Source organism: Acinetobacter sp. A1-4-2 (assembly GCF_040233925.1).
Taxonomy (GTDB): Bacteria; Pseudomonadota; Gammaproteobacteria; order Pseudomonadales; family Moraxellaceae; genus Acinetobacter.
Genome location: NZ_CP157981.1, coordinates 143,700 through 169,491 on the forward strand (window position 1 = coordinate 143,700; position 25,792 = coordinate 169,491).

The 25,792-nt window shown below is 42.4% G+C and carries 18 protein-coding genes and 1 pseudogene; 11 read left to right on the forward strand and 8 right to left on the reverse strand.

Going from position 1 to position 25,792, the window contains the following annotated elements; genetic code table 11:
- Positions 1–193: 193 nt before the first annotated feature.
- Together sfnG and msuE are read right to left on the reverse strand one after the other, a co-directional pair.
- A complete protein-coding gene (gene sfnG / locus ABJ384_RS00650) occupies positions 194–1,300 on the reverse strand; it encodes a dimethylsulfone monooxygenase SfnG (RefSeq protein WP_349928270.1) in 1,107 nt (368 codons plus the stop codon).
- 36 nt (positions 1,301–1,336) lie between these two features.
- Entirely contained in the window at positions 1,337–2,071 is a 735-nt protein-coding gene (gene msuE / locus ABJ384_RS00655) for an FMN reductase (RefSeq protein WP_349928272.1), read from the reverse strand.
- 376 nt (positions 2,072–2,447) lie between these two features.
- Here msuE and ABJ384_RS00660 point away from each other — a divergent pair, with 376 nt between their 5' ends.
- A complete protein-coding gene (locus ABJ384_RS00660) occupies positions 2,448–3,098 on the forward strand; it encodes a response regulator transcription factor (RefSeq protein WP_086196617.1) in 651 nt (216 codons plus the stop codon).
- A 70-nt stretch (positions 3,099–3,168) separates the two neighbouring features.
- On the opposite strand, the gene ABJ384_RS00665 is transcribed toward ABJ384_RS00660, so the two are convergent.
- Together ABJ384_RS00665 and ABJ384_RS00670 are read right to left on the reverse strand one after the other, a co-directional pair.
- A complete protein-coding gene (locus ABJ384_RS00665; RefSeq protein ID WP_349928274.1) occupies positions 3,169–3,936 on the reverse strand; it encodes a hypothetical protein in 768 nt (255 codons plus the stop codon).
- A 425-nt stretch (positions 3,937–4,361) separates the two neighbouring features.
- Positions 4,362–7,853, reverse strand: a complete 3,492-nt coding sequence (locus ABJ384_RS00670) for a PAS domain-containing hybrid sensor histidine kinase/response regulator (protein ID WP_349928276.1) — start codon at positions 7,851–7,853, stop codon at positions 4,362–4,364.
- A 182-nt stretch (positions 7,854–8,035) separates the two neighbouring features.
- Here ABJ384_RS00670 and ABJ384_RS00675 point away from each other — a divergent pair, with 182 nt between their 5' ends.
- The 3 genes from ABJ384_RS00675 to ABJ384_RS00685 all read left to right on the forward strand — a co-directional run bounded on the left by ABJ384_RS00675 (position 8,036) and on the right by ABJ384_RS00685 (position 11,055).
- Positions 8,036–8,365 (forward strand): DUF485 domain-containing protein, encoded by a 330-nt coding sequence (locus tag ABJ384_RS00675; RefSeq protein WP_086196508.1) that lies wholly within the window; start codon positions 8,036–8,038, stop codon positions 8,363–8,365.
- A gap of 4 nt (positions 8,366–8,369) precedes the next feature.
- Complete coding sequence (locus tag ABJ384_RS00680) at positions 8,370–10,085, forward strand: cation acetate symporter (protein ID WP_086196507.1); 1,716 nt, start codon at positions 8,370–8,372, stop codon at positions 10,083–10,085.
- A gap of 274 nt (positions 10,086–10,359) precedes the next feature.
- A complete protein-coding gene (locus ABJ384_RS00685; protein ID WP_349928278.1) occupies positions 10,360–11,055 on the forward strand; it encodes an ion channel in 696 nt (231 codons plus the stop codon).
- Between the two features lie 48 nt (positions 11,056–11,103).
- On the opposite strand, the gene omp33-36 is transcribed toward ABJ384_RS00685, so the two are convergent.
- A complete protein-coding gene (omp33-36, locus tag ABJ384_RS00690) occupies positions 11,104–11,979 on the reverse strand; it encodes a porin Omp33-36 (RefSeq protein WP_349928280.1) in 876 nt (291 codons plus the stop codon).
- 1,386 nt (positions 11,980–13,365) lie between these two features.
- Here omp33-36 and ABJ384_RS00695 point away from each other — a divergent pair.
- Positions 13,366–15,069 carry a GGDEF domain-containing protein gene (locus ABJ384_RS00695; RefSeq protein WP_349928282.1) on the forward strand — a complete coding sequence of 568 codons (1,704 nt, stop codon included), beginning with the start codon at positions 13,366–13,368 and terminating at the stop codon, positions 15,067–15,069.
- A gap of 58 nt (positions 15,070–15,127) precedes the next feature.
- Entirely contained in the window at positions 15,128–16,864 is a 1,737-nt protein-coding gene (locus tag ABJ384_RS00700) for a P-loop NTPase fold protein (RefSeq protein ID WP_349928284.1), read from the forward strand.
- 74 nt (positions 16,865–16,938) lie between these two features.
- Here ABJ384_RS00700 and uvrA read toward each other — a convergent pair whose 3' ends face one another.
- A complete protein-coding gene (gene uvrA, locus ABJ384_RS00705) occupies positions 16,939–19,770 on the reverse strand; it encodes an excinuclease ABC subunit UvrA (protein WP_349928286.1) in 2,832 nt (943 codons plus the stop codon).
- Positions 19,771–20,016: 246 nt separating this feature from the next.
- On the opposite strand from uvrA, the gene ABJ384_RS00710 reads away from it, so the two are divergent.
- Together ABJ384_RS00710 and ABJ384_RS00715 are read left to right on the forward strand one after the other, a co-directional pair.
- Complete coding sequence (locus ABJ384_RS00710; protein ID WP_349929685.1) at positions 20,017–20,370, forward strand: DUF1304 domain-containing protein; 354 nt, start codon at positions 20,017–20,019, stop codon at positions 20,368–20,370.
- A gap of 64 nt (positions 20,371–20,434) precedes the next feature.
- Positions 20,435–20,775: pseudogene (locus tag ABJ384_RS00715) on the forward strand (GlpM family protein).
- A gap of 264 nt (positions 20,776–21,039) precedes the next feature.
- Here the strand turns inward: ABJ384_RS00715 and tenA are convergent.
- Positions 21,040–21,711 (reverse strand): thiaminase II, encoded by a 672-nt coding sequence (gene tenA, locus ABJ384_RS00720; RefSeq protein ID WP_349928288.1) that lies wholly within the window; start codon positions 21,709–21,711, stop codon positions 21,040–21,042.
- Between the two features lie 239 nt (positions 21,712–21,950).
- On the opposite strand from tenA, the gene ABJ384_RS00725 reads away from it, so the two are divergent.
- The 3 genes from ABJ384_RS00725 (at position 21,951) to ssb (ending at position 25,187) form a co-directional block, all read left to right on the forward strand.
- Positions 21,951–23,036, forward strand: a complete 1,086-nt coding sequence (locus ABJ384_RS00725) for a DUF475 domain-containing protein (RefSeq protein WP_349929686.1) — start codon at positions 21,951–21,953, stop codon at positions 23,034–23,036.
- 147 nt (positions 23,037–23,183) lie between these two features.
- Complete coding sequence (locus ABJ384_RS00730) at positions 23,184–24,548, forward strand: MFS transporter (RefSeq protein ID WP_349928289.1); 1,365 nt, start codon at positions 23,184–23,186, stop codon at positions 24,546–24,548.
- Positions 24,549–24,599: 51 nt separating this feature from the next.
- A complete protein-coding gene (gene ssb, locus ABJ384_RS00735) occupies positions 24,600–25,187 on the forward strand; it encodes a single-stranded DNA-binding protein (protein WP_180041926.1) in 588 nt (195 codons plus the stop codon).
- Between the two features lie 81 nt (positions 25,188–25,268).
- Here ssb and ABJ384_RS00740 read toward each other — a convergent pair whose 3' ends face one another.
- Positions 25,269–25,733 carry a hotdog fold domain-containing protein gene (locus tag ABJ384_RS00740; RefSeq protein ID WP_349928292.1) on the reverse strand — a complete coding sequence of 155 codons (465 nt, stop codon included), beginning with the start codon at positions 25,731–25,733 and terminating at the stop codon, positions 25,269–25,271.
- Positions 25,734–25,792 lie beyond the last annotated feature (59 nt).

A 25,792-nucleotide genomic window follows, 5' to 3' on the forward strand; every position in this document is an offset into this window, starting at 1 on the left:
TTAAAATTTCGTTCAGGCAGTCACCATGCTGTTCTTGTTTTTTCTGGTTGCCGATTGGTTATTGCGTTCGGTTTGAGCGAAGGTAACTCTGCTGCATAAGCAAAAAAATCCCTCAAGCCGAGTCTTGAGGGAAGATTGGAGATGCTTTTGATTCTTCTTTTTTAGCTCATCAACTGTCGCTTAGTCATTCAGCTTAAGCGGACTTGGCGGTCACAACGGATAGCTGTTGCGCTTCCAGTTCACGAACCAATGGCAATACTTTTTGTCCGAAATATTCCACTTCTTCAATAAAATGCAAGAAACCAGACAGGATCAAGTCCACACCGACTGCTTTCAGTTCAACAATACGTTCTGCAATTTGCTGCGGCGTGCCAATCAAATTGGTTTTAAAGCCATCGTTATACTGCACCAAATCTTCAAAAGTCGATTTTGCCCAGTTGCCTTCACCCTCTGCGGTTGCAGCACCCGCTTCACGGGTGGCATCTCCAAAAGATTTCACTGCCTGGACATTGGCTTTGGCCACAATTTCCTGAAGAACAGCTTGGGCTTCTTGTTCAGTATCACGGACAATGATGAAGGCATTGACTCCAATTTTCACGGCATGGTTATTGGCTTTGGCTTTTTCACGGATATCATCAATCTGCTTTTTCAGCTCTTCCACTGTGTTGCCGTTGGTGAAATACCAGTCCGATACCCGCGATGCCATATCACGCGCTGCACGTGAGCTACCGCCCTGAAAAATTTCAATATGCGGTTTTTGTAGCGGTTTTGGACTGAGGGTGTAATCTTTGAATTGATAGTATTGACCATCAAAACTGAAATGATTCTGCGTCCAGATACCTTTAAGGCTACGGATAAATTCTTCTGAACGTGCATAACGCTGGTCATGTTCAGGCCATTCTTCACCAATGGCATCAAATTCGCCGCGGAACCAGCCACTGACCACGTTAATGGCAATACGCCCATTGGTCAGGTGGTCAATGGTTGCCAATTGCTTTGCAGCCAGTGCCGGTTTCCACGGACCTGGCAAAATTGCAGCAATCACTTTGAGTTTTTCAGTTTTGGCCAGAATGCCATGGCTGAAGCTGACCGATTCGTGCTGGTTTTCTGCGTTATAACCGGCAGTAAAACGGATTTGGGTTAAGGCATAGTCAAAGCCGCTTTTTTCCGCAGCTTGCGCCAGACGGACGTTATAGTCATAACTCCAGTCCGTACGCTGTTCAATATTGCTGACCACCAAACCGCCGCTGACGTTTGGTACCCAATAAGCAAATGTAATGTTTTTATCTTGTACTGACATTCTGTCTACCCTCAGGATGTAATTTTTTTAGCGCTCTTAAGCTACCTGTGACTTTGGTGCTTTTTTGCTGTGCAGGCGTGCTTCGGCAGCATCAAGGCTTGGCACTGCAGCAGAAGGAAGGACTTCTTCTTGTTCAATTTGCTTGTTGATACCCAGATTCTGGTTGGCTAGCTGAGATTTCTCTTTGACCACTTCAGCACGCTGGCCTTTGGCAGGAGCCCATTCAAGAATTGGCAATGCACGTGCTACTGCGAGGGTAATGCGGTCACGCAGCAGTTCACTGTGAATGGTATATTCAGGGGTAAAGTCACGGTCTGTTGCATAGACACCAATCGGTAAGGTTTGTGCCTGGAAGAAGCTGAACAATGGACGCAATTGATGTTCAAGCACCAAGGCATGACGCTCACTACCGCCAGAAGCTGCAAGGAGTACCGGCACATCGACCAGTGCAGTTTGTTCTACAAAGTCAAAGAAGTGTTTGAAAAGACCTGTGAACGAGGCACGGTAAACCGGTGTACCGACAATGAGAGCATCCGCTGCTTCAACAGCTGCCAAGTCATCTTGCACACGTTGCGGTAACTGGTTACGGTAAATGGCACCGCCAAGTAAAGAACCGATTTCGCTAAATTTAATAAAATGTACATTGATTGGGGTTGCTTCACCGAGTTCATCAATAATAGCTTGTACCAGTGCCTCGGTTTTAGAAGGATTGTTTAAGCCGCCTGATACAGCAACAATATTCAACGGTTTTTGTGCATTTAAAATAGACATTTGGGGATAACCTAAAACATAAAATCTTGGAATAGCTTTATTAATCAACAGCAGGCATATTCTGTAAAATAAGCAAATCAAGAAAAGTTATCTTATTTTGAGATATAAAGGAAAAAGTCACCAAAATGTGCTTTTATATGATTTAGTACGTTGATTTATATATTTATATTGCTTATTGATAAGTATTTTAAATTGGCCGATAAAATTTATATCAAAATATGATTAGGTTTGATGATTTTGCGAAAAACCTTGAAAAAAGGGGATTTTTGAGAAAATAATCTCATATCAGATGAAAAAAGTTATTCATTGCATATCCTTAATAGTACTAGTGTGGTTAGAATAGCTCTTAATGTGCACAAGATCTTTCATGCTGCTTATGAATATTTTAATCGTTGATGATCATCCACTGTTTCGTCATGCCTTGATTCAAGCCGTTCGTTACAGCTTGCCGCAAGCGCAAATTCAGGAAACAGCTGCAGTAAATGAGTTTTATGAACGCTTAGATAATGGGCCAGAACCAGATTTGGTTTTACTGGATCTCAATTTGCCGGGAGCTTCGGGCTTTTCGGCTTTGGTGCATGTTCGTGCACAATACCCGTCCATTCCGATTATTGTGGTGTCTGCACATGAAGAAGTGTCAATTATTCAACGTGCCATAGCCCATGGTGCAATGGGTTATATTCCGAAATCTGCGCATCCAAGCCATATTGGTGAAGCGATCCGTCAGGTACTGGAAGGAGAAATCTGGTTACCGCCAAATTTACCGGCCAACATGAATTTTGACCCGCGTGCAGCAGATGAAACTGCACTGGCAGAACGTATTCAGTCACTTACACCGCAACAATTCCGTGTATTGATGATGGTGGCGGAAGGTTTGCTGAATAAACAGATTGCTTATGAGCTGGACGTTTCCGAAGCGACCATCAAGGCCCATGTCACTGCCATTTTCCGCAAACTGAATGTGCAAAACCGTACTCAGGCAGTATTGGCCATCAGTGCCCTGAATATTGAAGAAAAGAAAATGTAATCTGCTGAATATAGCATTCAACGAAAAAGGCACTTGATCAAGTGCCTTTTTTTGTAATCAGTGCTTTAGATCAGGCGACGCAGCTTTGTCTGGGAGTACTGTCTGTGCAAAATAAAGGATTCAGTGCACATTGCAGATCATCAATTTGCTCTTGAGAGACATAGGCTTTCTCTTTCAGATATTCAGCCACACTGTCATCGCGCAAACTTAAAAATGCGGCATCATAAACGCCCAAATCGACAAACAACGCTGCGGTTTCCAGACTGTTGAAGCGGTCTAAATACACATCACTGCCATACAGCAGGAAAATATGATCTTCATCGGCATGAGCATTAATCCCTAAGTGCTTTGCCAGTTCCAGTGGTGGGGTTTTAATAAACAGCAGATCAGAGAGTTCATCAAACTGGGTGGTATCGAGCAGATTCTGATCGGTTTTGACTTTACCCAGCCATGCCTTAAACACCAGCACCGCACCACCACGCAATAGCATGCTCCAAATTTGGTGACGTACTGTATCTGTCAAGTCTCTAGCTTCGGCTGCTAAAGACTGAATCAGCTTGTCTTCCTGTTCAGCGAGGCGATCAAATAAACCCAAACCTTGCGGTTTATAGGCTGCCGGGCTAAAGACATCAAAATTCAACTCATCGAAGACCTGTAAGGCAAGCGGGACAGCACTTTGATACAAGGTATTCAGGGCTTGAATATGAGTGTCCTTTAAGTGGCTGGGTTTAAATAGTTCGGTCCATTGAATTTCGGGTAACAGGGCATTGGCCCCATATTGACGATAAAATTGTTGCGATTGATCTATGCCATAACTTCCGGCTTCAGAAATGTTCATCTTAAACTCCTGTATTTTCTATGATGATCAGTTTCGTGGGCCGTGTTTTGAGGCAGTCTGATAGACAGATTAAACTGACCATTGATTACTCTCATATATGAGCTTGGCTGACCGCAAACGAAATACGACTAAAGTTATATAATGGATTTTTACTGTAAAAATATTTTTAATAATAATAACTTGAAAAATTGTAACTAATTATACAAATGTATATTTAAATTTTGATCATCTTTGCCATAGGAAATATGACATTGAATTTTTTGGTCAATAAATCGGCAGCCAAAATAAAGAAATTGAGCAGTTTTGCCTAAAATGAAAAATAAATTGCCAGTGAGGTTAATAGAGGGTGTTTTTATGTAATGAAAACGCCCATTTCACATACATGAAATGGGCGTTTGATTTGCAGTGATTTCTGAATAAAACGCTTAAGAACCGGAAATTTTTAAGCCTGATAACCAGGAACGCAGCGATGCCGGTTTTAACGGTTTTTTCAGCAGCACAATATTGAGATCTTTCAAATGCTGTGGCAGTTCTGGGTCGGAATCTGCAGTAATCAATGCTACAGGAACCTGTTCCTGACGGTTGGCCAAAATGAAATCCAGACCAATTTTATTGTTGTTCAGGTGCTGATCGACCAGCCAGACCTGAATATTTTCTTGCTGGATGAGCTCTAGGGCCTGTTCAGGTTCAGTGGCTTTAAAGACCTGATAACCCCATTTGGTCAGTAAGGTCGTCATCCCTTCCAGAATGGTTTCATCATTGTCCAGGCATAGAATCTTGTAGGCCTTGCTTTTCAGCGGGGTGGCCTGTACTGGTGCTGCCACGACTTTAGGCGCATCTACGATTGGCACTTCAATCATAAAACACGAGCCCTTGCCATATTCAGAATAGACATGTACCGGATAATCCAGCAAGCTGGTCATGCGCTGCACAATCGCCAGGCCGAGTCCAAGACCCTGCTCGCCCCAAGGCGAAGTATGGCCACAGCGTTCAAATTCCTGAAACAGTTTAATGCGCTGTTCTTCGGCAATCCCGGGGCCGGTATCCCAAACCCCAATCCGGATATGGCGTGGTTTTTCGCTAGAGCGAAGTACACCAACTACCACCTTGCCTTTAGCGGTATAGCGCAGGGCATTGCTGACAAAGTTTTGAATAATCCGGCGAATCCACTGTGGATCGGTGTCGATCCAGAACTGTGCATCATGCACGCTGAATTTAATGCCACGTTGTGCGGCAATAGATTTAAATTGCAGTTCCAGATCACTTAACAGGTCATGTAAGGGATAAGGCTGACGTTTCGGCTGGATGGTACCGCCTTCGAGACGGGCAATGTCCAGCAGGGCAGACAGCATGCTTTCCGCACCATGCAAGGCACGGTCCAGCTGTTGCAGGGTTTTGCGGTCTTCATCTGACTGTACGCTTTGTTCTAAAGCGGTACTGAACAGGCGTGCTGCATGCATTGGCTGCAACAGGTCGTGACTGGCCGCTGCAATGAAACGGCTCTTGGACATATTGGCACGGTCAGCCTGTTCGCGGGCCAGTTGCTGCTCGGAAAGTGCATCGGCCAGCTGTTGGGTCCGGTCTTGTACCCGCGCTTCAAGTACGGCCTCATTTTCACGGAAAGCGGTAATATCGGCAAAGGTGGTGACGAAGCCGCCGCCTTCAATGGGATTACCTCGCATCTGGATGACGCGGCCATCTTTACGAATCCGTTCAAATTCATGCGCGCTGCCCATGGCCATCCAGTGAATCCGTTTGCGCACGTGTTCTTCGACCGAACCCGGCCCGCATTCACCGCGCTCGGCGTTATAACGGATCAGGTCGGCAATCGGACAGCCGACATAGACAATATCTTTAGGATAATCAAAAAGTTTAAGGTATTGATTGTTCCAGGCCACCAGACACATGTTTTCATCGACTACGCTTACCCCCTGGGTCATATGGTCAATCATGGTCATGATCAGGTTCTGGTTAAAGCGTTGCCATTGTGAGGCCTGATCCAGAATATTGGCGACCTGACCGAGTGCCAGACCATTATTCACCATCGCGGTGGTGAGCAGGGTACGCGCCGAAGCAGCACCAATGGTTCCGGCCAGATACTGTTCGGTAAAACGCCACCACATGCCATTGGCATTGCTATTTTCATTCAGGATCACGTTGTTTTGAGCACAGAACTGCTGAAAGGCATGGGTAGCTGGTCCTTCACCGGTAATCCGTTTGGCCAAGGTAATTAAATCACCTACTTTCAGGCGGGCAACATCCTGGTGAGAGTAATTGATTTCACTTGAGGCATTGTGGGTCGGTAAAGGTTTGGTTTCATAATAGAAGAAACTTTCCGCCTGAATTTGCTCGGCAATACTGGGACGGAAAATTCGTGACACCCACACATACAGCACGATATTCAGACCCAATGCCCAGGTCACGCCATGGGTGAGGGGAGCAAAAGACTGAAAACCAAACAGCGCTTCGGGGCGTAACCAGTCCATGCCTAAAGGCCCTGCAAGCAGGAACTGCTGGCTAAAATGGCTGTATTCAGCAGGCAGGCTGCGCAGTACGGTAGGCAACAGCAAGGTATAGGCCCATATGACAAAACCGGCAATCAGACCTGCATATACGCCCTGTTTACTGCCACCACGCCAGTACAGACCACCAATCAAGGCTGGAGCAAATTGGGCCACGGCACTGAAGGCCAGCAAGCCAAATACTGAAAGCTGGTCGATGTCATTAAAGAAATGGAAAAACAGGAAACCAAGCAACATGACCGCTAAAATACACACCCGGCGGGTAAATTTCAGCACCAGAGGCAGACGTTTGTCATGACGCGAAAGTATGCCGGTACGCCACAAGGCAGGCATAATCAGGTCATTACTGAGCATAATAGACAAGGCAACTGAAGAGACCAGCAGCATTCCCGTAGAAGCAGAAAACCCCCCCAGGAAAGCCAAAAGTGTCAACCATTCCTGATCATAACTGAGCGGCAAGGACAGTACAGCGACATCAGGAATCGCAAGAAAATGCGGTGCAGCATGCAGCGCCCAGCTGGCAATCGGAATAATCGCCAGTGTGGTCAGAATCAGATAAGTGGCAAACCAGCGACGTGCGCCCCGAATATGTTTTTCATCCCGCAGTTCAACCACCGCGACATGGAACTGTCGTGGTAAGCAGATAATCGCCAAGGCTGCGAGTAAGGTTTGCACCCAGAACGTTTCGGGAACACCAAACAGCTGAACCTGTTTAAAGGTTTCTGCGACATCCGTGGAAATTTGCCCCAGGTTTTCGGGGGCATCAAAGACAAAGAACAGGGCCACACACAGCAGGGCAAACAGTTTGACAAAAGACTCAAATGCCACGGCTAGCATTAAACCGCCATGCTGTTCGGTATTGGCAATTTGTCGGGTACCGAACAGCATGGCCAGAATGGCTAAAATTCCAGTCAAAAACAGCACACTATTGGTGGTGCTTTGTATGCCGGTATTCTGTTGCAACACTACAGCAGCACTCAAGGCAATCGCTCTGAGCTGCAAGGCTAAATAGGGAATAATTGCGATGACTGCCAGAATGGTGACCAGGGATGCCAGAGGGCCGCTTTTGCCATAACGTGCAGCCACAAAATCTGCAATGGAAGAAATGGCATGATGCTGGCGCACACGTCCCAAACGGCGCCAGATATCATAACCCACACCGACAAAAATCAGGGGACCAAGGTAAATGGGCAGGAAGATAATGCCTTCACGAACCGCAGCCCCGGTTGCACCGTAAAATGTCCAGGATGAGCAATATACCCCTAAGGTTAGACTAAAGAGAAACATGCGACCGCGGGTACTTAGGCGACTGGCGTGTTTTTCACCAAAAAATGCACAGATAAAGAGTAACGCGATATAAAGGGCGAGCACGCCGATAATGAGCCAACTATTCATATTGCCTACAGCATAAATTTATGTCGTAATAATAACCTATCTAGTAATCTTGCCGCTTTAATTGATCAAAATTTAACACCAAAGTAGTAATTACAAGAACCTAATAAGATTGTTAAGTTAGATAACGAAATAATTCGAATTAAAAAAATCACCTATGGCTGGGTGCACACAGGAGCATGATTATGGATGAGGCACATGTAGAACGTATTCTACAGAATCCCAAATTTAAAGAAATGGTCAGCAGAAAAAGCAGATTAAGTTGGACATTAACAATCATCATGTTGATTGTGTATGTAGGCTTTATGCTTTTAGTTGGTTATAACAAAGAATTCTTAATGAGTTCGGTTGGCGGCGGCGTTACCACTTTGGGTATGCCACTCGGCTTGAGCATTATTGTATTGTCTTTCATTTTATGTGGTGTTTATTCGTATATTGCAAACAATAAACTGGATGCATTAAATGAAGAAGCGATGCGAGAAGTTGCAGCAATTGCGAATGAGAAAGGACAGTAATTAGATGAAATGGAATTCATTGAAAGCGAAAGCAGTTGCTGCTTCTACGCTACTGATGTCAGGTATGGCAATGGCTAGTCCAGATTTGGGTGCTGCTGAACAGCAAGCAACCAACTGGCATGCAATTATTATGTTCGCGATTTTCGTGGGCTTCACCTTGCTGATTACCAAATGGGCAGCAAGACAAACCACCAGTACTGCAGATTTCTATACTGCGGGTGGCGGTATCTCAGGTTTCCAGAATGGTCTGGCGATTGCCGGTGACTATATGTCAGCAGCATCATTCCTGGGTATTTCCGCAATGGTATTTAGTTCAGGCTTTGACGGTTTGCTTTACTCACTAGGTTTCATGGTGGGCTGGCCAATCGTATTGTTCCTGGTCGCAGAGCGTTTACGTAACCTGGGTAAATTCAACTTGTCTGACGTGGTTTCATTCCGTCTGGAAGAAAAACCGGTACGTACTTTGGCAGCTCTTAGCTCTTTGGTTGTTGTTGCCTTTTATCTGATTGCTCAGATGGTAGGTGCAGGTCAGCTGATCAAATTACTATTCGGTCTGAACTACAATATTGCTGTCGTGATTGTGGGCCTTTTGATGATGGCTTACGTAATCTTTGGCGGTATGTTGGCAACCACTTGGGTACAGATCATCAAAGCGGTGATGTTACTTTCAGGTGCAACTTTCATGGCTTTCATGGTAATGAAAGGCGTGGGCTTCAGCTTCACCAACATGTTTGAACAATCGATTCAGGTATTCTCTAAAGTACATGAAATCAGCCTTGCAGAAGCAGGCAATATCATGGGCCCTGGTAAACTGGCAGCGAACCCGATTGATGCGATTTCTTTGGGTCTGGCATTGATGTTTGGTACTGCTGGTCTTCCACATATCCTGATGCGTTTCTTTACCGTAAAAGATGCTAAAGAAGCACGTAAATCAGTGGTTGTGGCTACAGGTTTCATCGGTTACTTCTATCTTTTAACTTTCATCATTGGTTTCGGTGCGATCCTTTACGTATCAAACAACCCGCAATTCATTGATGTGGCGAAAATGGCTGTAACTGGCAAGTTAGAACTTGTTGGTGGTAACAACATGGCTGCGGTTCACTTGGCTGATGCTGTTGGCGGTGACTTGTTCATGGGCTTCATTTCAGCAGTAGCATTCGCAACGATTCTTGCGGTGGTAGCTGGTTTGACATTGTCTGGTGCTTCAGCAATTTCACACGATTTGTATGCAAACGTATTCAAGAAAGGCCAAACTACACCTGAATCTGAACTACGTATGTCTAAAATTGCAACTTTAGGTCTTGCGATCTTTGCGATGATTTTAGGTATCCTGTTCGAGAAACAAAACGTTGCGTTCATGGTGGGTCTGGCATTCTCGGTTGCTGCATGTGCGAACTTCCCGGTACTGGTACTGTCAATGTTCTGGAAAGGCTTGACCACTCGTGGTGCAGTAGCTGGCGGTGTTGCAGGTCTTGTTGCTGCAGTAACTCTAATTGTACTGTCTAAAGCGGTTTGGGTAGATACTTTGGGTGTTTCTGAGACACCAATCAACCCATTCAATGGTCCAGCAATCTTTGCAATGCCATTATCGTTCCTATGCTGCTGGTTATTCTCTGTGACTGACAGTTCGGCACGTGCGCATGCAGAACGCAAAGCTTTCGATGCACAGTATGTACGTTCACAAACAGGTATTGGTATCTCTGGTGCATCAGATCACTAAGATACAGTTACTTTAAAAAAAGCCCCATCAGGGGCTTTTTTTATGACTTTAGCAAATGGAACACAACGTGATTGCAAGGCTGGGTTTCGGTTCTCAATCCTATTGTTAGCATGGATGAGTCTCTCTTTTATCAAACATAAATCTGGCAAAGAAGAGGGCGACTTTTATCATTTTTCTACAAATGTTTCACTTGCAGCTTCAAGCATTCATGCTAAGTTGAGTAAAAGAAACATAAAAAATTCAGGCATAAAAAAGCAATATTCTGGAGCAGTACATGCAGGCGATTATGGATGTGTGGAAGGTATTTCGCGTATTGCCTTCAGCTTGGCTACTTTTATTACAATTTATTATTTTAATTCTGTCGGTTGCCGTCAATTACAGCACGCCTTACCGTACGCTTAGCTGGCTACTGGGGGTGCTGGTTTTACTGGTGATTGCCAAAGTCATTCGGCAAACACCGATGTTTACCATTTTGGGCTTAAGTTTTGTCAGTGGTGCCGTGATTTTTTCTTCCCTGATTATATTAGGTATAAAAAATCCATGGCTACAAGTCATTGCCCATGGTTTTGAAGCCGCAGCTTACTTTAGCGCGGCCTATGGTTTGTTGCGTTATATGTTTGAAGACCGCTATTTAACCCGAGATGAACTGTTTGCTGCAGGTGCGGTATTTACGTTGCTGGCCTGGGCATTTGCTTTTTTATATAATGTTTGCCAGCTGCTGGTGCCGGGCAGCTTTCAGAATCCCAATGTTGCAGGTTTACAAAGCTGGCTTGATTTATTGTTTTTGAGTTTTAGTTTGCAGTCTGCAACCGGTTTGTCAGATTTAATGCCCCTAAGTGCCCCCGCACGGGTACTGGCACTACTGCAAATGTTTTCCGGGGTTATGTATCTGGCCCTTATTGTTTCACGCTTGATTGCCTTGCAATATATTGCCCATTTACCCAAGCATTCTAAAGACAAAGAGCCATAAAAAAGGACGCATCAAGCGTCCTTTTTAAATTCTTTATCTAATTAAAAATTAGAAACGGAATTTAGCGTTAACGCCTACAGTTTGCGTATCAAGCGCAAGCTGTTCAGCATTCGCATTTACGTAAGAAGCGCCCACTGCAACGGCAGGAGTGATGAAGTAATTTACGTTTGCACCCCAAGCTGAGTCTGGTGTACCAGCAAAGCTAGATTCAGCATAAGAAGCACCAACGCTTAACTTAGGCGTAACGAAAAGAGTTGTACCTAGGTTATAAGCAGTGTCGTCACCGTAAACTAAACCAGATTCAAAACCGATTGCCATGTTGGTTCCGTCAATCGCACCAACATATTTGGTACGTGCAGTAATTGCATCTTGATCTTCACCGATCGTAGCAGTTTCACCAACTGATTTAACAACGCCATTAGCCATAACATTGAATGCATCAAGAGCAGTTTGATCAGCAACGCTCGTATAACCTACTGCAACCAAGAAATTAGGCGCAGCAAATGCACCAAGTTCTAAGGCATAACGGTCGCCTTGATCATCAGTGGCGTTGTTATTTTTGCTGTCTAAAATTGTGTGGCTATAAGAAGCGCTAGCATATACAGGTACAACTTGAGTTGGCACATAAGCTTCAGCTTTAATGCCATAGTTATGAGCGATAACGTCGATATCGTCTGAACCTAACTCGCCGTAATTATAAGCAACAGATACGTTAGATGCTTGGTTTAAGAAAGCTGCTTCAGCCAATGGGCCTTTAGAAGAGTCAACATCTTTAAGGTAATAAGTACCTTGTAAACTACCGGTGAAATCTTTGTCATTTGCTGTGGTGTCGATGTATTCAGACTGACCTTGTACTTCTACTTGATATGCTTGAGCACCGGTCATGGCTAATAATAAAGCAGTGGCTAAACCGAGTTTTTTCATATTAATTTCCAGTTCTATTTTCTATTGCAGGTGAATTAAACTACTTTCATTGTATTGTAACAAAACATTAAGTCAATGAACTAAAAGAACATTATTTTGTTGTTTTTTTGTTATACATAATGTAATTGGTTGAAAAAAGTACGATTAAACTGTGTCAGGTCAACTTGAAAAATTTGTTTTTAGAACAAATGAATATGAACATTTTTAAAACTTATTTTTTCAGAAATATGCAAAAAATAAGGACTTTGTGTAATGTTAAATTGGATTAAATTTAAAAATTAATTGTAAAATCCAATTGAAATATATTTTATTGCATGATCTGTATGGCATTTTAAGGCTATTCATTTGATTCTAATAATAAAATTCACCTAAAATGGGATAGTGTTGGTTGAAAAATGCACAAATTGTAATTTATTTAGTGCAAATATCGTGCTGTTGTGATGAATTTTAAATCTTACCGTTTTGATAGGCTTTACTTTTATAACGGTTTTTACGATAATATATCTATCAATTCATACTACATTGCAATAATGTGATGATGATCTGATTCTCCATAAACAAGTTTTTGTTTTATATGCCCAACTTTCCCCAAGGTTGGGTTTTTTTTATGTCAGAAAAATATTGCAGTTGGCTGCGAAATAAGAACAGGCAATAAAAATGGAAGCATAATCATATTAATAGCAAAACTTATTTTTAGTCATTAAAGAGTGAATCCTTAAGTAGAAACCCTAGGATTAACTTTTATTGCACCAATATGGTGCTTAATTTGGAGTAGGGGATTAGATTTTTCTTGAAATTAAAGTATAAAAAACCCCAATTTTCAAAGAAAACTGGGGTTTTTCGCCAAAATCTTCGGAAAAATTAAAAAATCTGCTGAGAATATATTTAATTTGCCCTAATGCAGTGCATTATGCACTTATTTGTGGCATGTGTAAATATTTTCTTATCATGCAAGTAGCAATATTTAGATAAGCAGGTAATTTAAACAATATAAATTGGGGGCTTCCTAGAAATAGTCCTGCATTATTTTGTCGAGATCTTTAAGGGAAACAGGATTTTCTATTTAAGCGGCTTGCTTAACTGCAATTTATAGATATGCAAAATTTTTAATTGCACTCAATGAAAAGCAGTTTGCTACTATTGGGGTAAAGAATAAAAATTGAGTTGAAACCCTACAGATATGCACTGGATCTTAAAGCTTTATTAAAGAATTTAGATTTTTTTTAACTTTTATTTGAAAAAATATTATAAGTGGTTGATAGAATGCAGATATTTAAAAATATTGATTAATTTTTAACTCTTTTTAGATCAAAATCGTGTAATATATTTATATATAATTTGAGTATGATCACAGGTCATTTGGTGTGTATGGTGAGTAATTAATTTATGTATAAATTACGCTCGGAACATATCAGCCGGCGACTGTTTTGGTCGATGATCATTATCGCACTGTCTCTTTTGTTTTTATCTGTTCCCTTAATTGTCAGTAGTTATCATAGCTATCAGAAAGCAGATCGTGCCTTAACTGAAATTTCTGCGCTTCGTGCTGTAGCTGATTTAGCCAATAAAATTTCCCGTGAACGGGCACCTGCTAATAAGGTGATGTCGAGTAGTGTCGATGAACTCGAAGAAAATATAAAAGAATTAGAAGCTTACCGGAAAGAAGTAGATCTGCAGATTGAGCAGACAAGTGCAATTTTAGCTACGGCAGGTTTTTCTGTTCAGGCTCAAGCCTTATCTTCTCATGTAAAAGGGGCTTTGGCTCAAGGTCGTCATGCGGTCGATGTTTATAGTGCCTTGCCGCGATCTGAACGGAGTGCAAGACAGCTGGATCAGGCGATTCAGCAAATGTTTAAGGCATGGGATAGTTGTAAAGCAATTATAGAAAATGTATTGGTACATTCTGAAGCTAAAGGAACTTCAGTCTCAGACTACTATACGCTGATTTTAATTTTGGCTGATTTACGTGATCAGGCTGGTCGAACTGCCTCTAATATTATGGCAGCAGTGACTTTTAATGAAAAAATCCCCGAAGATAACTTGGCGCGGTCATTGCAGACGCAACATCAGGCCCATTATTTATGGGCTTTAGTGAATACCATACAGCCTGAGCAGGATAAAACCCCAGAATATCTAGCTTTACATCAGCAGGTAAAAGCACAGTTTTTAGATCAAGGTATTCCAATAGTTACTCGCCTGATGAATGAAAGTATCCATAATCAGGCCTATTCATTGACCGGTACGCAACTCACAGAAGCAATCGTTGATAAATTCCTGACAGTAGTCAATCTGCAAAGCTATATTCTGGATTACAGTGTTACGGTGGCTCAAACCCAGAAGAAACAAGCCCAGCAAAAACTGATTTTAACCTTACTGGTGGCGCTGATCTGTTTAGTCGCAGTTTCTTTTACTATGATCTATGCGCGCAATCATGTTTTTATACCGTTGCTTAAAGCCAGAAATACCATTCTTCGACTGGCACAGCATCAGGTTATAGAGAGTAAACAGACACCATTATCTGCTAAGCGAATCACCTTATTAGACGCCCTTACAGAATTAAAGCGGGTACTACAGCAGCGTGACGCACTGGAATTTCAGCTTAGAAATATTGCCAATACGGATAATTTGACGGGTGTATCTAACCGTTTGGCTTTAGAGGAATATATCCGTTATCTGGAGAATAAGCCGAATCAGTTCAAGCACACCGGCTTAATCATTATTGATATCGATGACTTTAAGCATGTGAATGATACTTTTGGGCATATTGTCGGTGATGAAGTCATTAAACTGATTGCAGAAAAATTGCAATTGAATGTAAGAGCTTCGGATTTAATTGTTCGTTATGGTGGTGATGAATTTTTGGTTTTAATCGAGCACATTAATTTTCCGGAGGCTTGGGCTATTGCCAATAAAATTCTTCAGGAGATTGGCAGATCTGAACTGTATATTGCTGAACTGAACCAGAATATTCGTGTTTCTGTCAGTGCTGGAGTAGTGGTAGGGGGAGCATCGTGGATGTCATTACTGGAAAAAGCCGATAAGTCTTTATTTCAGGCTAAGCAAAATGGCAAAAATGCAGTGGCTGGGTGATGTAAGTTATTAAGTTCTGATATATAAAGATTTTATTGCCACAATAAAGTTTTTAAGAATGGATCAATTTGAACGTTTAGAAGATATTTTTAAAAATAATAATAAAGGAATGGCTGTAGCAATTACAGGACAGTGGGGGATAGGTAAAACTTTCTTTTGGAATAAATTCATAAATGAAAGAGCTAAAACAGAAGAAGAACGAAAATATTTACCTTTTTCCATAACACAGAAATACCCAAATTTATTCAATAAGAAATATGCATATATCTCCTTATTTGGGGTTGAGTCTGTAGCTGATCTAAAGACAGCTATTTGTACTAACTTGAGTTCGAATCATTTTAATGAATCTAGTTCAAAAAATATTGAAACTCCGATACTCTTGAAAAAATTTATTAGTCAATTTAGAGATATTAAAGTATCTCATTATGGAATAAGTGCATCTGCACGATTAATTGAATCCCTTCTTTTTGCTCAAGTTAGTAATGCCATTATTTGCTTTGATGACTTTGAACGGATGTCTAATAAGCTCGATATCAAAGATGTCATGGGCTTGGCGAACCAACTTAAACTTGAAAGAAATTGTCAGGTAATTTTGATTTTAGATGAGTCAAAAACAGAAGAAAAAAACAAAGAAAAATATGCTGAATACAAAGAAAAGTTGATAGATGAAACAATCAAAATTACATCTGTTGAGCCTTTGATTCGTGCGCGAGCGAAAGAGGAGAATATTGATGAGCCATTAATAAATCTGATGGTGAAATTTGCTAATGAATTGGCAATCCATAATTTTAGATTTTTTCAAAAAGTTATTAAATTATATGAACAATTTTTAGAACAATTACCAAGCGAAGTTGCTGACTTAACTAAAGAAATAATTTTGATTCGGATTTTACAAGGATATTTTATTGAGGATTTTGGACTTACATGTGGGTTAAGTTGGAATGATTTTACTTTTAAAATGGCTGTTAGAAGAGAAATAGCTAAAAATAATGAGGCAAATCAAAGTGAAAAAGAAAATATAAAATTATCCAAGCTTAGGAACATTTCATCTTCATTTGAGAGAGATGATTTATGGATGATTGAGTTTAAAAAATGGTTTGAGCAAAAAGATAGTGTTAATTTTTCAGGTTTACGTGAGTTAGTTCAATCGGAGTTAATTTATGAAAAAAACCAAACAATTAAAAATAAAGTATGGGATATTTTTGAAAGAAGATTCAACTTTAAAGTTGAGGAAAGTGATTTTGAATATCTTGCTGGTATAGGCCGTGATTTCATTAATAATGAAAGTTTAAATAATGTAGCCGCTGCATATGAATTTATAAAAAAGTATGTGGAAGACGAGCGAAAAGCTGAACAGTTTAAACAAGATGTTTTAAAAGTAATTGATTCAGATATTGGTAAAGCTATTTCACGTAAAAAAGAAGAGTTAAGACTATGGGAATACCCGAATAATATTTTTTATGAATATATCGACAAGTTAGTTGAAGAATATCATTCAGAAAAAAGTTTAAAAGAGATCATTTCATATTATTTACAGTATGGAAGTTTTAAAAGTGAAGATGACAGAAAAGAGTTAAAGAAATTTTCATTCAATGAATGGTTTCAATATTTAACTATTGATATTTATAATGAAAAATTTATTTTGGAAAAGGATAAAACATTAATAGCCTGTCTAAAATTGCTAAGTAATATTTCAATGAAATCAATAGTTGTTGAGGTGCTTAATAAAATTGGTGAAGAGTCCGAATTTAAGAAAAGGTTTATGCAAGATATTATAGAAAATCATTTAGATTAATTTCCCCTAACCCCTCTTTAATAAAGAGGTGGGCTCCCTCCTTTGAAAAGGAGGGATGGGGAGGATTTAATAGATCACTTCAACAACGGCTTCAAGAACTTCGCTGTATGTGAAACCTTAGATTTAACCACCTGTTCAGGCGTACCTTCAGCAATAATCATCCCGCCACCAGCACCACCTTCAGGACCCAGGTCAATCACCCAGTCCGCAGTTTTAATCACATCCAGATTATGCTCAATCACCACAATGGTATTACCCTTGTTGCGTAGCTCATGCAGAATGTCGAGCAGCTTGGCAATATCGTGGAAATGCAGACCTGTGGTTGGCTCATCCAGTACATACAGGGTTTTACCAGTATCCCGTTTTGCCAGTTCACGCGCGAGTTTGACCCGCTGCGCTTCACCGCCGGAAAGGGTCGTCGCAGACTGACCCAAGCGGATATAACCCAGACCCACCTGATTCAAGGTTTCCAGACGACGGTGAATCACCGGAATGGCCTCAAAGAAATGCATGGCATCTTCAACGGTCATTTCCAGTACGTCGGAAATGTTTTTGCCTTTATAGCCGACTTCCAAAGTTTCGCGGTTATAACGCTTGCCATGACAGGCATCGCAAGGCACATACATATCCGGTAAGAAATGCATAGCTACTTTAATCATGCCATCACCTTCACAGGCTTCACAGCGGCCGCCTTTCACGTTAAACGAGAAACGTCCTGCGGCATAACCACGGGCCTTGGCTTCCGGGGTTTGGGCAAACAGTTCACGAATTGGGGTGAACAGACCAGTATAGGTTGCCGGGTTAGAACGTGGGGTACGTCCAATCGGGCTTTGGTCAATGTCTACGACTTTATCAAGGAATTGCAGACCATCAATCGAGTCAAATTTTTCTGCGGTTAACGTGGTTGCACCGTTCAATTGTGTTGCGGCCAGTGGTAACAGGGTACGGTTAATTAACGTTGATTTACCCGAACCCGATACACCAGTGACACAAGTCATCACGCCCAAAGGAATGGTTAAATCGACATTTTGCAAGTTATGACCGGCCGCGCCCATCAGCTTGATTTGCTGTTCCGGTTTTGGCGGCTGAGTTCTGACTTTCGGTACTTCAATTTTTAACTTGCCGGACAGGTACTGACCCGTTAGCGAATTTTCATTGGCTGCCAATTCTTCATAGGTGCCTTCGGCAATGATATGGCCGCCATGCACACCCGCACCCGGACCAATATCAATAATATGGTCGGCGGCACGAATCGCATCTTCATCATGTTCAACCACCAGGACAGTATTGCCTAAGTCGCGTAAGCGCACCAGGGTTTCCAGCAGACGGTCATTATCGCGTTGATGCAAGCCGATGGATGGTTCATCCAGCACATACATCACGCCCATCAGGCCGGCACCAATTTGAGAAGCCAGACGGATACGCTGTGCTTCACCGCCAGACAAGGTTTCGGCAGAACGGGACAAACTTAGGTAATTCAAACCGACAGAGACCAGGAAGTGCAGACGTTCACGGATTTCCTTGAAAATCTTGTCGGCAATTTCGCCTTTAGCCCCTTCAAGATTTAAATCCTGATAATAGCTTTCGGCATCACCAATCGACATTTTGGTGATCTGGGCAATGGTCTTGTCTTTGACCCGGACATTGCGGGAAATTTCATTCAGACGTGAACCACCACAGGCATCACAGGCGGCATTAGACAAATACTGGGCTAAATCATCACGTACATAGTTCGATTCCGTTTCACGGTAACGACGTTCCAGATGCGGCAAAATGCCTTCAAAAGGTTGCACCCGGTTATGTTTACGACCGCGTTCATCGACATAACTTAAATCGACTTTTTCTTTGCCAGTCCCGTACAGGAATTTCTTTTTGGTCTCAGCATCCAGCTCATTCCACGGCGTATCTAGCGAAAAGCCAAAATGGGCGGCGACTTTTTCAATCATGCTGTAGTAATAAGGACGCTGTCTGTCCCAGCCACGGATGGCACCCTGGCTAATCGAAATTTCAGTATTGGGAATCAGCTTTTCTGCACTGAAATGACTGCGAGTTCCCAGACCATCACAGACCGGGCAGGCACCGAAAGGGTTGTTGAATGAAAACAACCGTGGCTCAAGTTCCGCTACGGCACGGTCACATTCAGGGCAGGAGTGCTTGGCCGAGAATACCCGTTCAGGTTGCTCGCCTTTCATCCATGCCAAAATGGCAATATCGCCACCTAAACGCAGCGCAGTTTCGAATGATTCGGCGATGCGATTGCCCAAGTCGTCACGCACTTTAAAGCGGTCGACCACGACTTCAATGGTGTGCTTTTTCTTTTTGTCCAGTTCGGGCGGTGTATCAATTTCAATGATTTCACCATCGACACGGGCACGGACAAAGCCCTGACTTTGCAGCTGTTCAAACAGGTTGCTGTATTCACCTTTACGCTCACGCACCACCGGCGCAAGCAACATCAAGGCTGTGCCCTCTTCCAGACTTTTAACTGCATCGACCATTTCTGATACGGTTTGTGCCACCATCGGCAAGTCATGTTCAGGGCAATAGGGTGTGCCGACACGAGCATATAGCAGACGTAAATAGTCGTAAATTTCCGTGATTGTTCCCACAGTTGAACGCGGGTTATGGCTGGTCGATTTCTGCTCGATAGCAATGGCCGGACTTAAACCTTCAATCGAGTCGACTTCCGGTTTTTCCATTTGCGAAAGGAACTGGCGTGCATAAGCAGACAGTGATTCCACATAACGGCGCTGACCTTCGGCATATAAGGTATCGAAGGCGAGGGATGACTTACCTGAACCCGAAAGTCCCGTAATCACCACAAACTTGTCGCGTGGAATATCGAGAGACACATTTTTCAGGTTATGGGTACGTGCACCTCGAATACGGATGTGACTTTGGCTCATGCAATGATCCTAGAAAATTCATCAAAAACCTATATATGATAGCGCATGAAAAATGTTCAAGCTGTATTAAAAAGAATTTAAACGACATTTTGTGTCGGACTGGTCAAGGATTGAAACTCAAAGCATGGAAATGGTCTTTCTCTGTACCTGCAAGTCATAGATTTAGATATTGAAATTCAGTATTTCAACCGATTCACCGTTAAAATGCAAAATATCGTCTGAAAAATAAAAAACGGAAATCTCATGATTATTACAAAAGTTCTGATTGCCCTGATTGCGGTGTTGCATCTCTATATTTTAATTTTGGAAATGTTTTTGTGGGATAAGCCTCTGGGCATGAAAGCCTTTGGCAATACTGCGGAAAAGGCAAAACTCACCAAGGTACTGGCACAAAATCAGGGTCTGTATAATGGTTTTTTAGCCGCAGGCCTGATCTGGTCACTACTTGCGCCTGCAAGCTATGCACCTGTACTGGCAAATTTCTTTTTGGCTTGTGTGCTGGTTGCTGGGATTTATGGCGGTATTACCGCAAGTAAAAAGATTATTTATATTCAGGCATTGCCTGCACTGCTGGCTTTGATTGTGCTGAACTTAGTTTAAGTAAGCGATATTTTGCAGCGTAAACTAAGCAGCTTAATCAATTGATCAGTTCGGATGGGTCGGGATGCTGGCTTTATTTTTGAAATGTATTTTAGTGCAGCGGTTGTACTTATTATTTTCCTTCTGTCCAAGAATAAAGCGTTTTATATCGCCGATCTGGTGCCACTCTTTCCGACTTTTGCCCTGATTGCCCATGTGATTGTGTCGCAACAGTAGTGTGCAGAAGCTTTGCGTAAAATGGCATTATTGGGTTTATGGTCTTTAATTCCCTATGCCATTTATCTGCTGATGATTTATATGCTGGCAAGCAAAATGTTGATGTGGTCCTGTTTAAGCATAGCAACCCTTTGCTGGATTGTGGCTGCGGCAGGGCTGATTTATGGCTGGCAGATGTTTCAGCAGTAATGATTTAATAAACAAAAATTAAAGCATCAAAAATATTTGCTATCGCGGAAGAGCCATTCGCAACTGTTCGAGGCATGAGGTGTATACACCGCAAGATTTAATAAGTAATGTTTCTGCGAAAAATTTTATATTTTTCGGTAATCGACGAGTTTTGCGAATGGCAAATGCCTTTGGTTACTTTGGGCGAAACCAAAGTAACGAATGAGCTGTTTCAATTTATGTTACAGCTGTAAGACTCCGCCGAAAAGAAATAGGTATTTTGGATTAATCATCCACACCTAACCACTGACGTTGATCATAAGCACTATCCCAGAACAGCCATTCCAGTTTGGCAGCCGTGGTATAGGCATGATGCATTTTCTCTAAAGTATCTGCATCACAACGAGCAGCTACGCTATCAACCGTCGCAATTACGTTACGAACTGCCTGATTAAACTCTTCACCGGCATAGGTATCAATCCAGGCCTGATAAGGATTATTGGGAATGGAATGCCGAACAATTGCTTTGCCCACTTCGGCATAAATCCAGAAACAGGGCAGTAAAGAAGCCAGAACCACAGGATAGCTTTCTGACCAGGCCGTGGCGGTTAAAAAAGAAGTATAATGATGACAAGCCAGAGTCAGTGGCGTAGTTCTAAATTCTTCTTGGCTAATGTCAAATTCCTGCATAAAGTCAGCATGCAGACTGCGCTCTACCACAATGGCAATCTTGGCAGCATCTGAAAATTGCATGACATCCTCCGCTGTAAATGCTTTTGCAGCACAGACCGCCAGTGCACGGCCATAAGCCAGTAAATAATGCGCATCCTGAATGACATAATGACTAAAAATGTCTTTGCTCAAAGTTCCTTGTGCAAGTTCTTGGTTAAATGGCAGGGCTAAAGTTTTTTCGTATAAAGCCGAGTTACGTTGCCAGAGCTGTTGGGAAAATTGCATGTGCTGTTCCTGAAAATATAAAAGAAAAACTTACCCATACAGGCGACTATACAAGCTTTTTAAGGCTCAGATAGAACGTAGAAAAAATAGTGTATTTGTACTCAAAAAAAATCATACCAAGAACTTTGGATTAAAGTAAAAAAAGCCGTCATAATTGAAGCGATCAAATTTCAAGTGCTCTCTTTTAGGTTCTGCCCAATGCACTTGATATAAATTATTTGTCTATAGGTCGATTTATCATAATGAAACATTTTGGTTTCTCCATTATTTTTACCATCGTGTGTCTGGCTATATCTGCATACTGGGGCTTTACGCATGGCCCGGAAGCAGGTTTAAAGACCATGTTCACGGCATTGACCATTACTGCCATTCTCGCAGTCATGGAAGTGTCACTTTCTTTCGATAATGCGGTGGTGAACGCCTCTGTGCTCAGAGGCTGGGATCATTTCTGGAAAATGATTTTCTTGACGGTTGGTATCATCATTGCTGTATTTGGTATGCGTCTGGTGTTCCCGATTGTGATTGTTGCCGTAACTGCTGACATGGGCATGCTCGAAGTCGTGAAAATGGCCCTGAATGATCCGATCAGTTATTCCGAAAAGCTGATGGCCCATCATGCGGAAATTGCAGCCTTTGGTGGCTCATTCCTGTTACTGGTGTTCCTTAATTTCTTTCTGGACAGCGAAAAAGATACCCACTGGTTCAGATGGCTGGAAGCGCGTTTATCCAATCTGGCCAATGTACCGGCAATGTCCGTCTTCCTTGCTTTAATTGGCTTGCTGATCATGGCAGCCAATGTAGAAGAGGCCACACGTTTAGTGGTGACCATGGCCGGGATTTGGGGAATTGTGATTTACATTGGGGTTCAAGTATTGAGCCACTTGTTAGGCGGTGAACCTGAAATTGATGAAGATGGCAATGCAGTGGCACATGATGCCAGTGGTGCCTCTACAGGCGTTATTAAAGCCGGTTTAGGTGGTTTTATTTACCTGGAAGTGCTGGATGCATCGTTCAGTTTTGATGGTGTAATCGGTGCTTTTGCCATTACTTCAGATGTGGTGATCATCATGCTCGGTCTGGCGATTGGTGCCATGTTTGTGCGTTCAATGACCATTTATCTGGTGGAAAAAGGCACCTTGGATGCTTATATCTATCTTGAACACGGCGCGCATTATGCTATTGGAGCTTTAGCCTTCATTATGCTGGCCAGTGGTACCGGTGTGCATGTGCCGGAAGTAGTCACCGGTTTAATTGGTGTAGCGTTTATTGTCTGGGCAGTCATTGCTTCCATTCAATATAGCAAACGTCAAGAACGAATCCATTAATGGTTTTTTAAGAAAACCGAGTACAATAGGGATGCATGAAAATGCGTCCTTTTTTATGGTGGTTCATTCCTGAAAAATCAGCATTTATAATATGAATGTTGTAGGATAATCCATCGAAATGAAATTTATAGACCCAAGCCAATTAATATGATGAATGCTTTAGAACGCCGTTCAACCTTTGCCTTAAGCAGTATTTTTGCACTGCGTATGTTGGGCTTGTTCATGATTATTCCTGTGTTTTCGGTGGCAGGGCAGTCATATCAAGGGGCAACACCTGCACTGATTGGTTTAGCTGTTGGGGTCTATGGTTTAACCCAGGCCATTTTACAAATACCATTTAGTTTGCTGGCCGACCGCTTTAGTCGTAAGCCTTTGATCATTATTGGTCTGTTGCTGTTTGCCCTTGGTGGTGCGGTCGCGGCGATGTCCGAGACCATTTATGGCGTAATCATTGGCCGTGCCATTGCCGGTGGTGGTGCTGTTTCAGCGGTGGTGATGGCACTTTTGGCCGATGTGACCCGTGAAGAACAGCGCAGTAAAGCCATGGCAGTCATGGGCATGAGTATTGGCGTATCCTTTATGGTGGCCTTCAGTCTGGGGCCTTGGCTGACCAGCCTGGTAGGAATTTCTGGCCTGTTCTGGGTGACGACCGTTATGGGTTTGGCTGCCATTTCGATGCTGTTATTTGTTCCTAAGGTTACCCGTCATCATAAAAATTACCAGCAAGGTTATGTTGCACAGTTGAAACAGGTATTGAAAATGGGCGATTTAAACCGTCTGCATGTTTCAATTTTTGCCTTGCACCTGTTGCTGACTGCAATGTTTGTCTATATGCCATCGCAACTGATTCAGTTTGCTGGTATTCCCTTATCCAGTCATGGTCTGGTGTATTTGCCACTGCTCATTATTAGCCTGTTTTTTGCCTTTCCGAGCATTATTCTGGCGGAAAAATATCGCAAAATGCGCGGCATTTTTCTGACGGCAATTGGCGGAATCGTATTGGGCTTGCTGGTACTGATTTTTGGTTATGAATCCAAATATGTTTTATTGGCAGGTTTGGGGTTATTCTTTATTGCCTTTAACGTCATGGAAGCCTTATTGCCTTCATGGTTATCCAAATCTGCACCAATCCAGTCCAAAGCGACAGCCATGGGCGTAAATTCCAGCAGCCAGTTTTTAGGGGCATTTTTTGGTGGCATGATTGGCGGTCAACTCTTGTTACTCAATAATACCTCATTGGGCTGGAGCATTCTGGTGGCTATTGCGGTGGTCTGGTTATTGATCAGCTTTGGTTTGGCCCAGCCGCGTTATCTTTCTTCATTGGTACTGCCCTTGCCCGAGACCAAACAAACGGATGAGTGGACTTCTCAACTTTTGGCAATTCGTGGTATTGAAGAGGTTGTGGTGATGTCCGACCAGCAATTTGCTTATGTTAAAATTGATAAACAGCTGATAGATGAAGCTGCGCGACAAGATTTAACGCAGTTGTTGGGTAAAGAGGTAGCCATTTAAGCATAACTCTTATAAAGTAAAATATAGAAATGAATAGGAAGTGTACGTCTGATGCGTGGTGTTAATAAAGTTATATTAGTTGGAACTTTAGGTAAAGATCCTGAAACCAAAACTTTTCCAAATGGTGGTTCTCTGACTCAGTTTTCAATTGCAACCAGCGATTCGTGGACTGATAAAAATACCGGTGAGCGTAAAGAACAAACTGAATGGCATCGTATTGTGTTGCATAACCGCTTAGGTGAAATTGCACAGCAATATCTACGTAAGGGTTCAAAAGTTTATATTGAAGGTTCATTGCGTACGCGTCAGTGGACAGACCAAAGTGGTCAGGAACGCTACACCACAGAAATTCGTGGTGAACAGATGCAAATGCTGGACAGTAATCGTCAGCAAGGTGAACAAGCTGCGAGTGGCGATAACTCGGGTTATAACCAGCCACGTTTCAACAATAATCAAGGCGGCTATAACAACAATAATAACAACCAAGGTGGTTATGGCAATCAGGGGGGGTATAACAACAACCAGAACAATCAGGGTAATAGTTATGGCAATAACAACCCGGGTGGTTTTGCGCCAAAACAACAGCCTGCACCAGCAGCAGCTGCACCGGCAGATTTAGATGATGATTTACCGTTTTGAGATGTACTATTAGAACGGCAAGTCATCATCCAAACCCTCCTATTGTGGAGGGTTTTTTAATGGACTATTGATTAGTAATTTTTATTTCTTGGCAGAAGCCCACATGGTAATGACGGCACGGAATACAACCTCCTGAGCTGTATCTTTGACTTCAACTTGTACCTGATAATCGCTACCAGTATTCCACCGAAAATTGGCTTGCACCGGTGTGGCAACCGCAACTAAATCGGTATTGGCTTTTTTCAGGTATTCCACCTGCATGCCTTTGGGAATCCAACGATGAGTAGCCGGTACAGTGGCATCGGTCATGGTTCCTCCGGCAAGCTCTGCCATATTACACATGGCAATGGCATGTACGGTGCCCAGATGATTCAGCACAGCGCGGTGCTTTTTCATTTTGATTTCGCAGTATTCCGGTTCCAGCCTTTCAAATAGGGGAGAGATACTGCTGAAATAAGGCGCTTTTAAGCACAACATTTTTGAAAATGTCCATTTGCCCGCAGGTTTGTTTGCTAAAGCTTTCCATACTTTTAATGCTTGGCTCATCCGAGATGTCCCTGTTTTAGTTTGCAGAGTATTATTCTAATGCAGAATATTATTCTGTT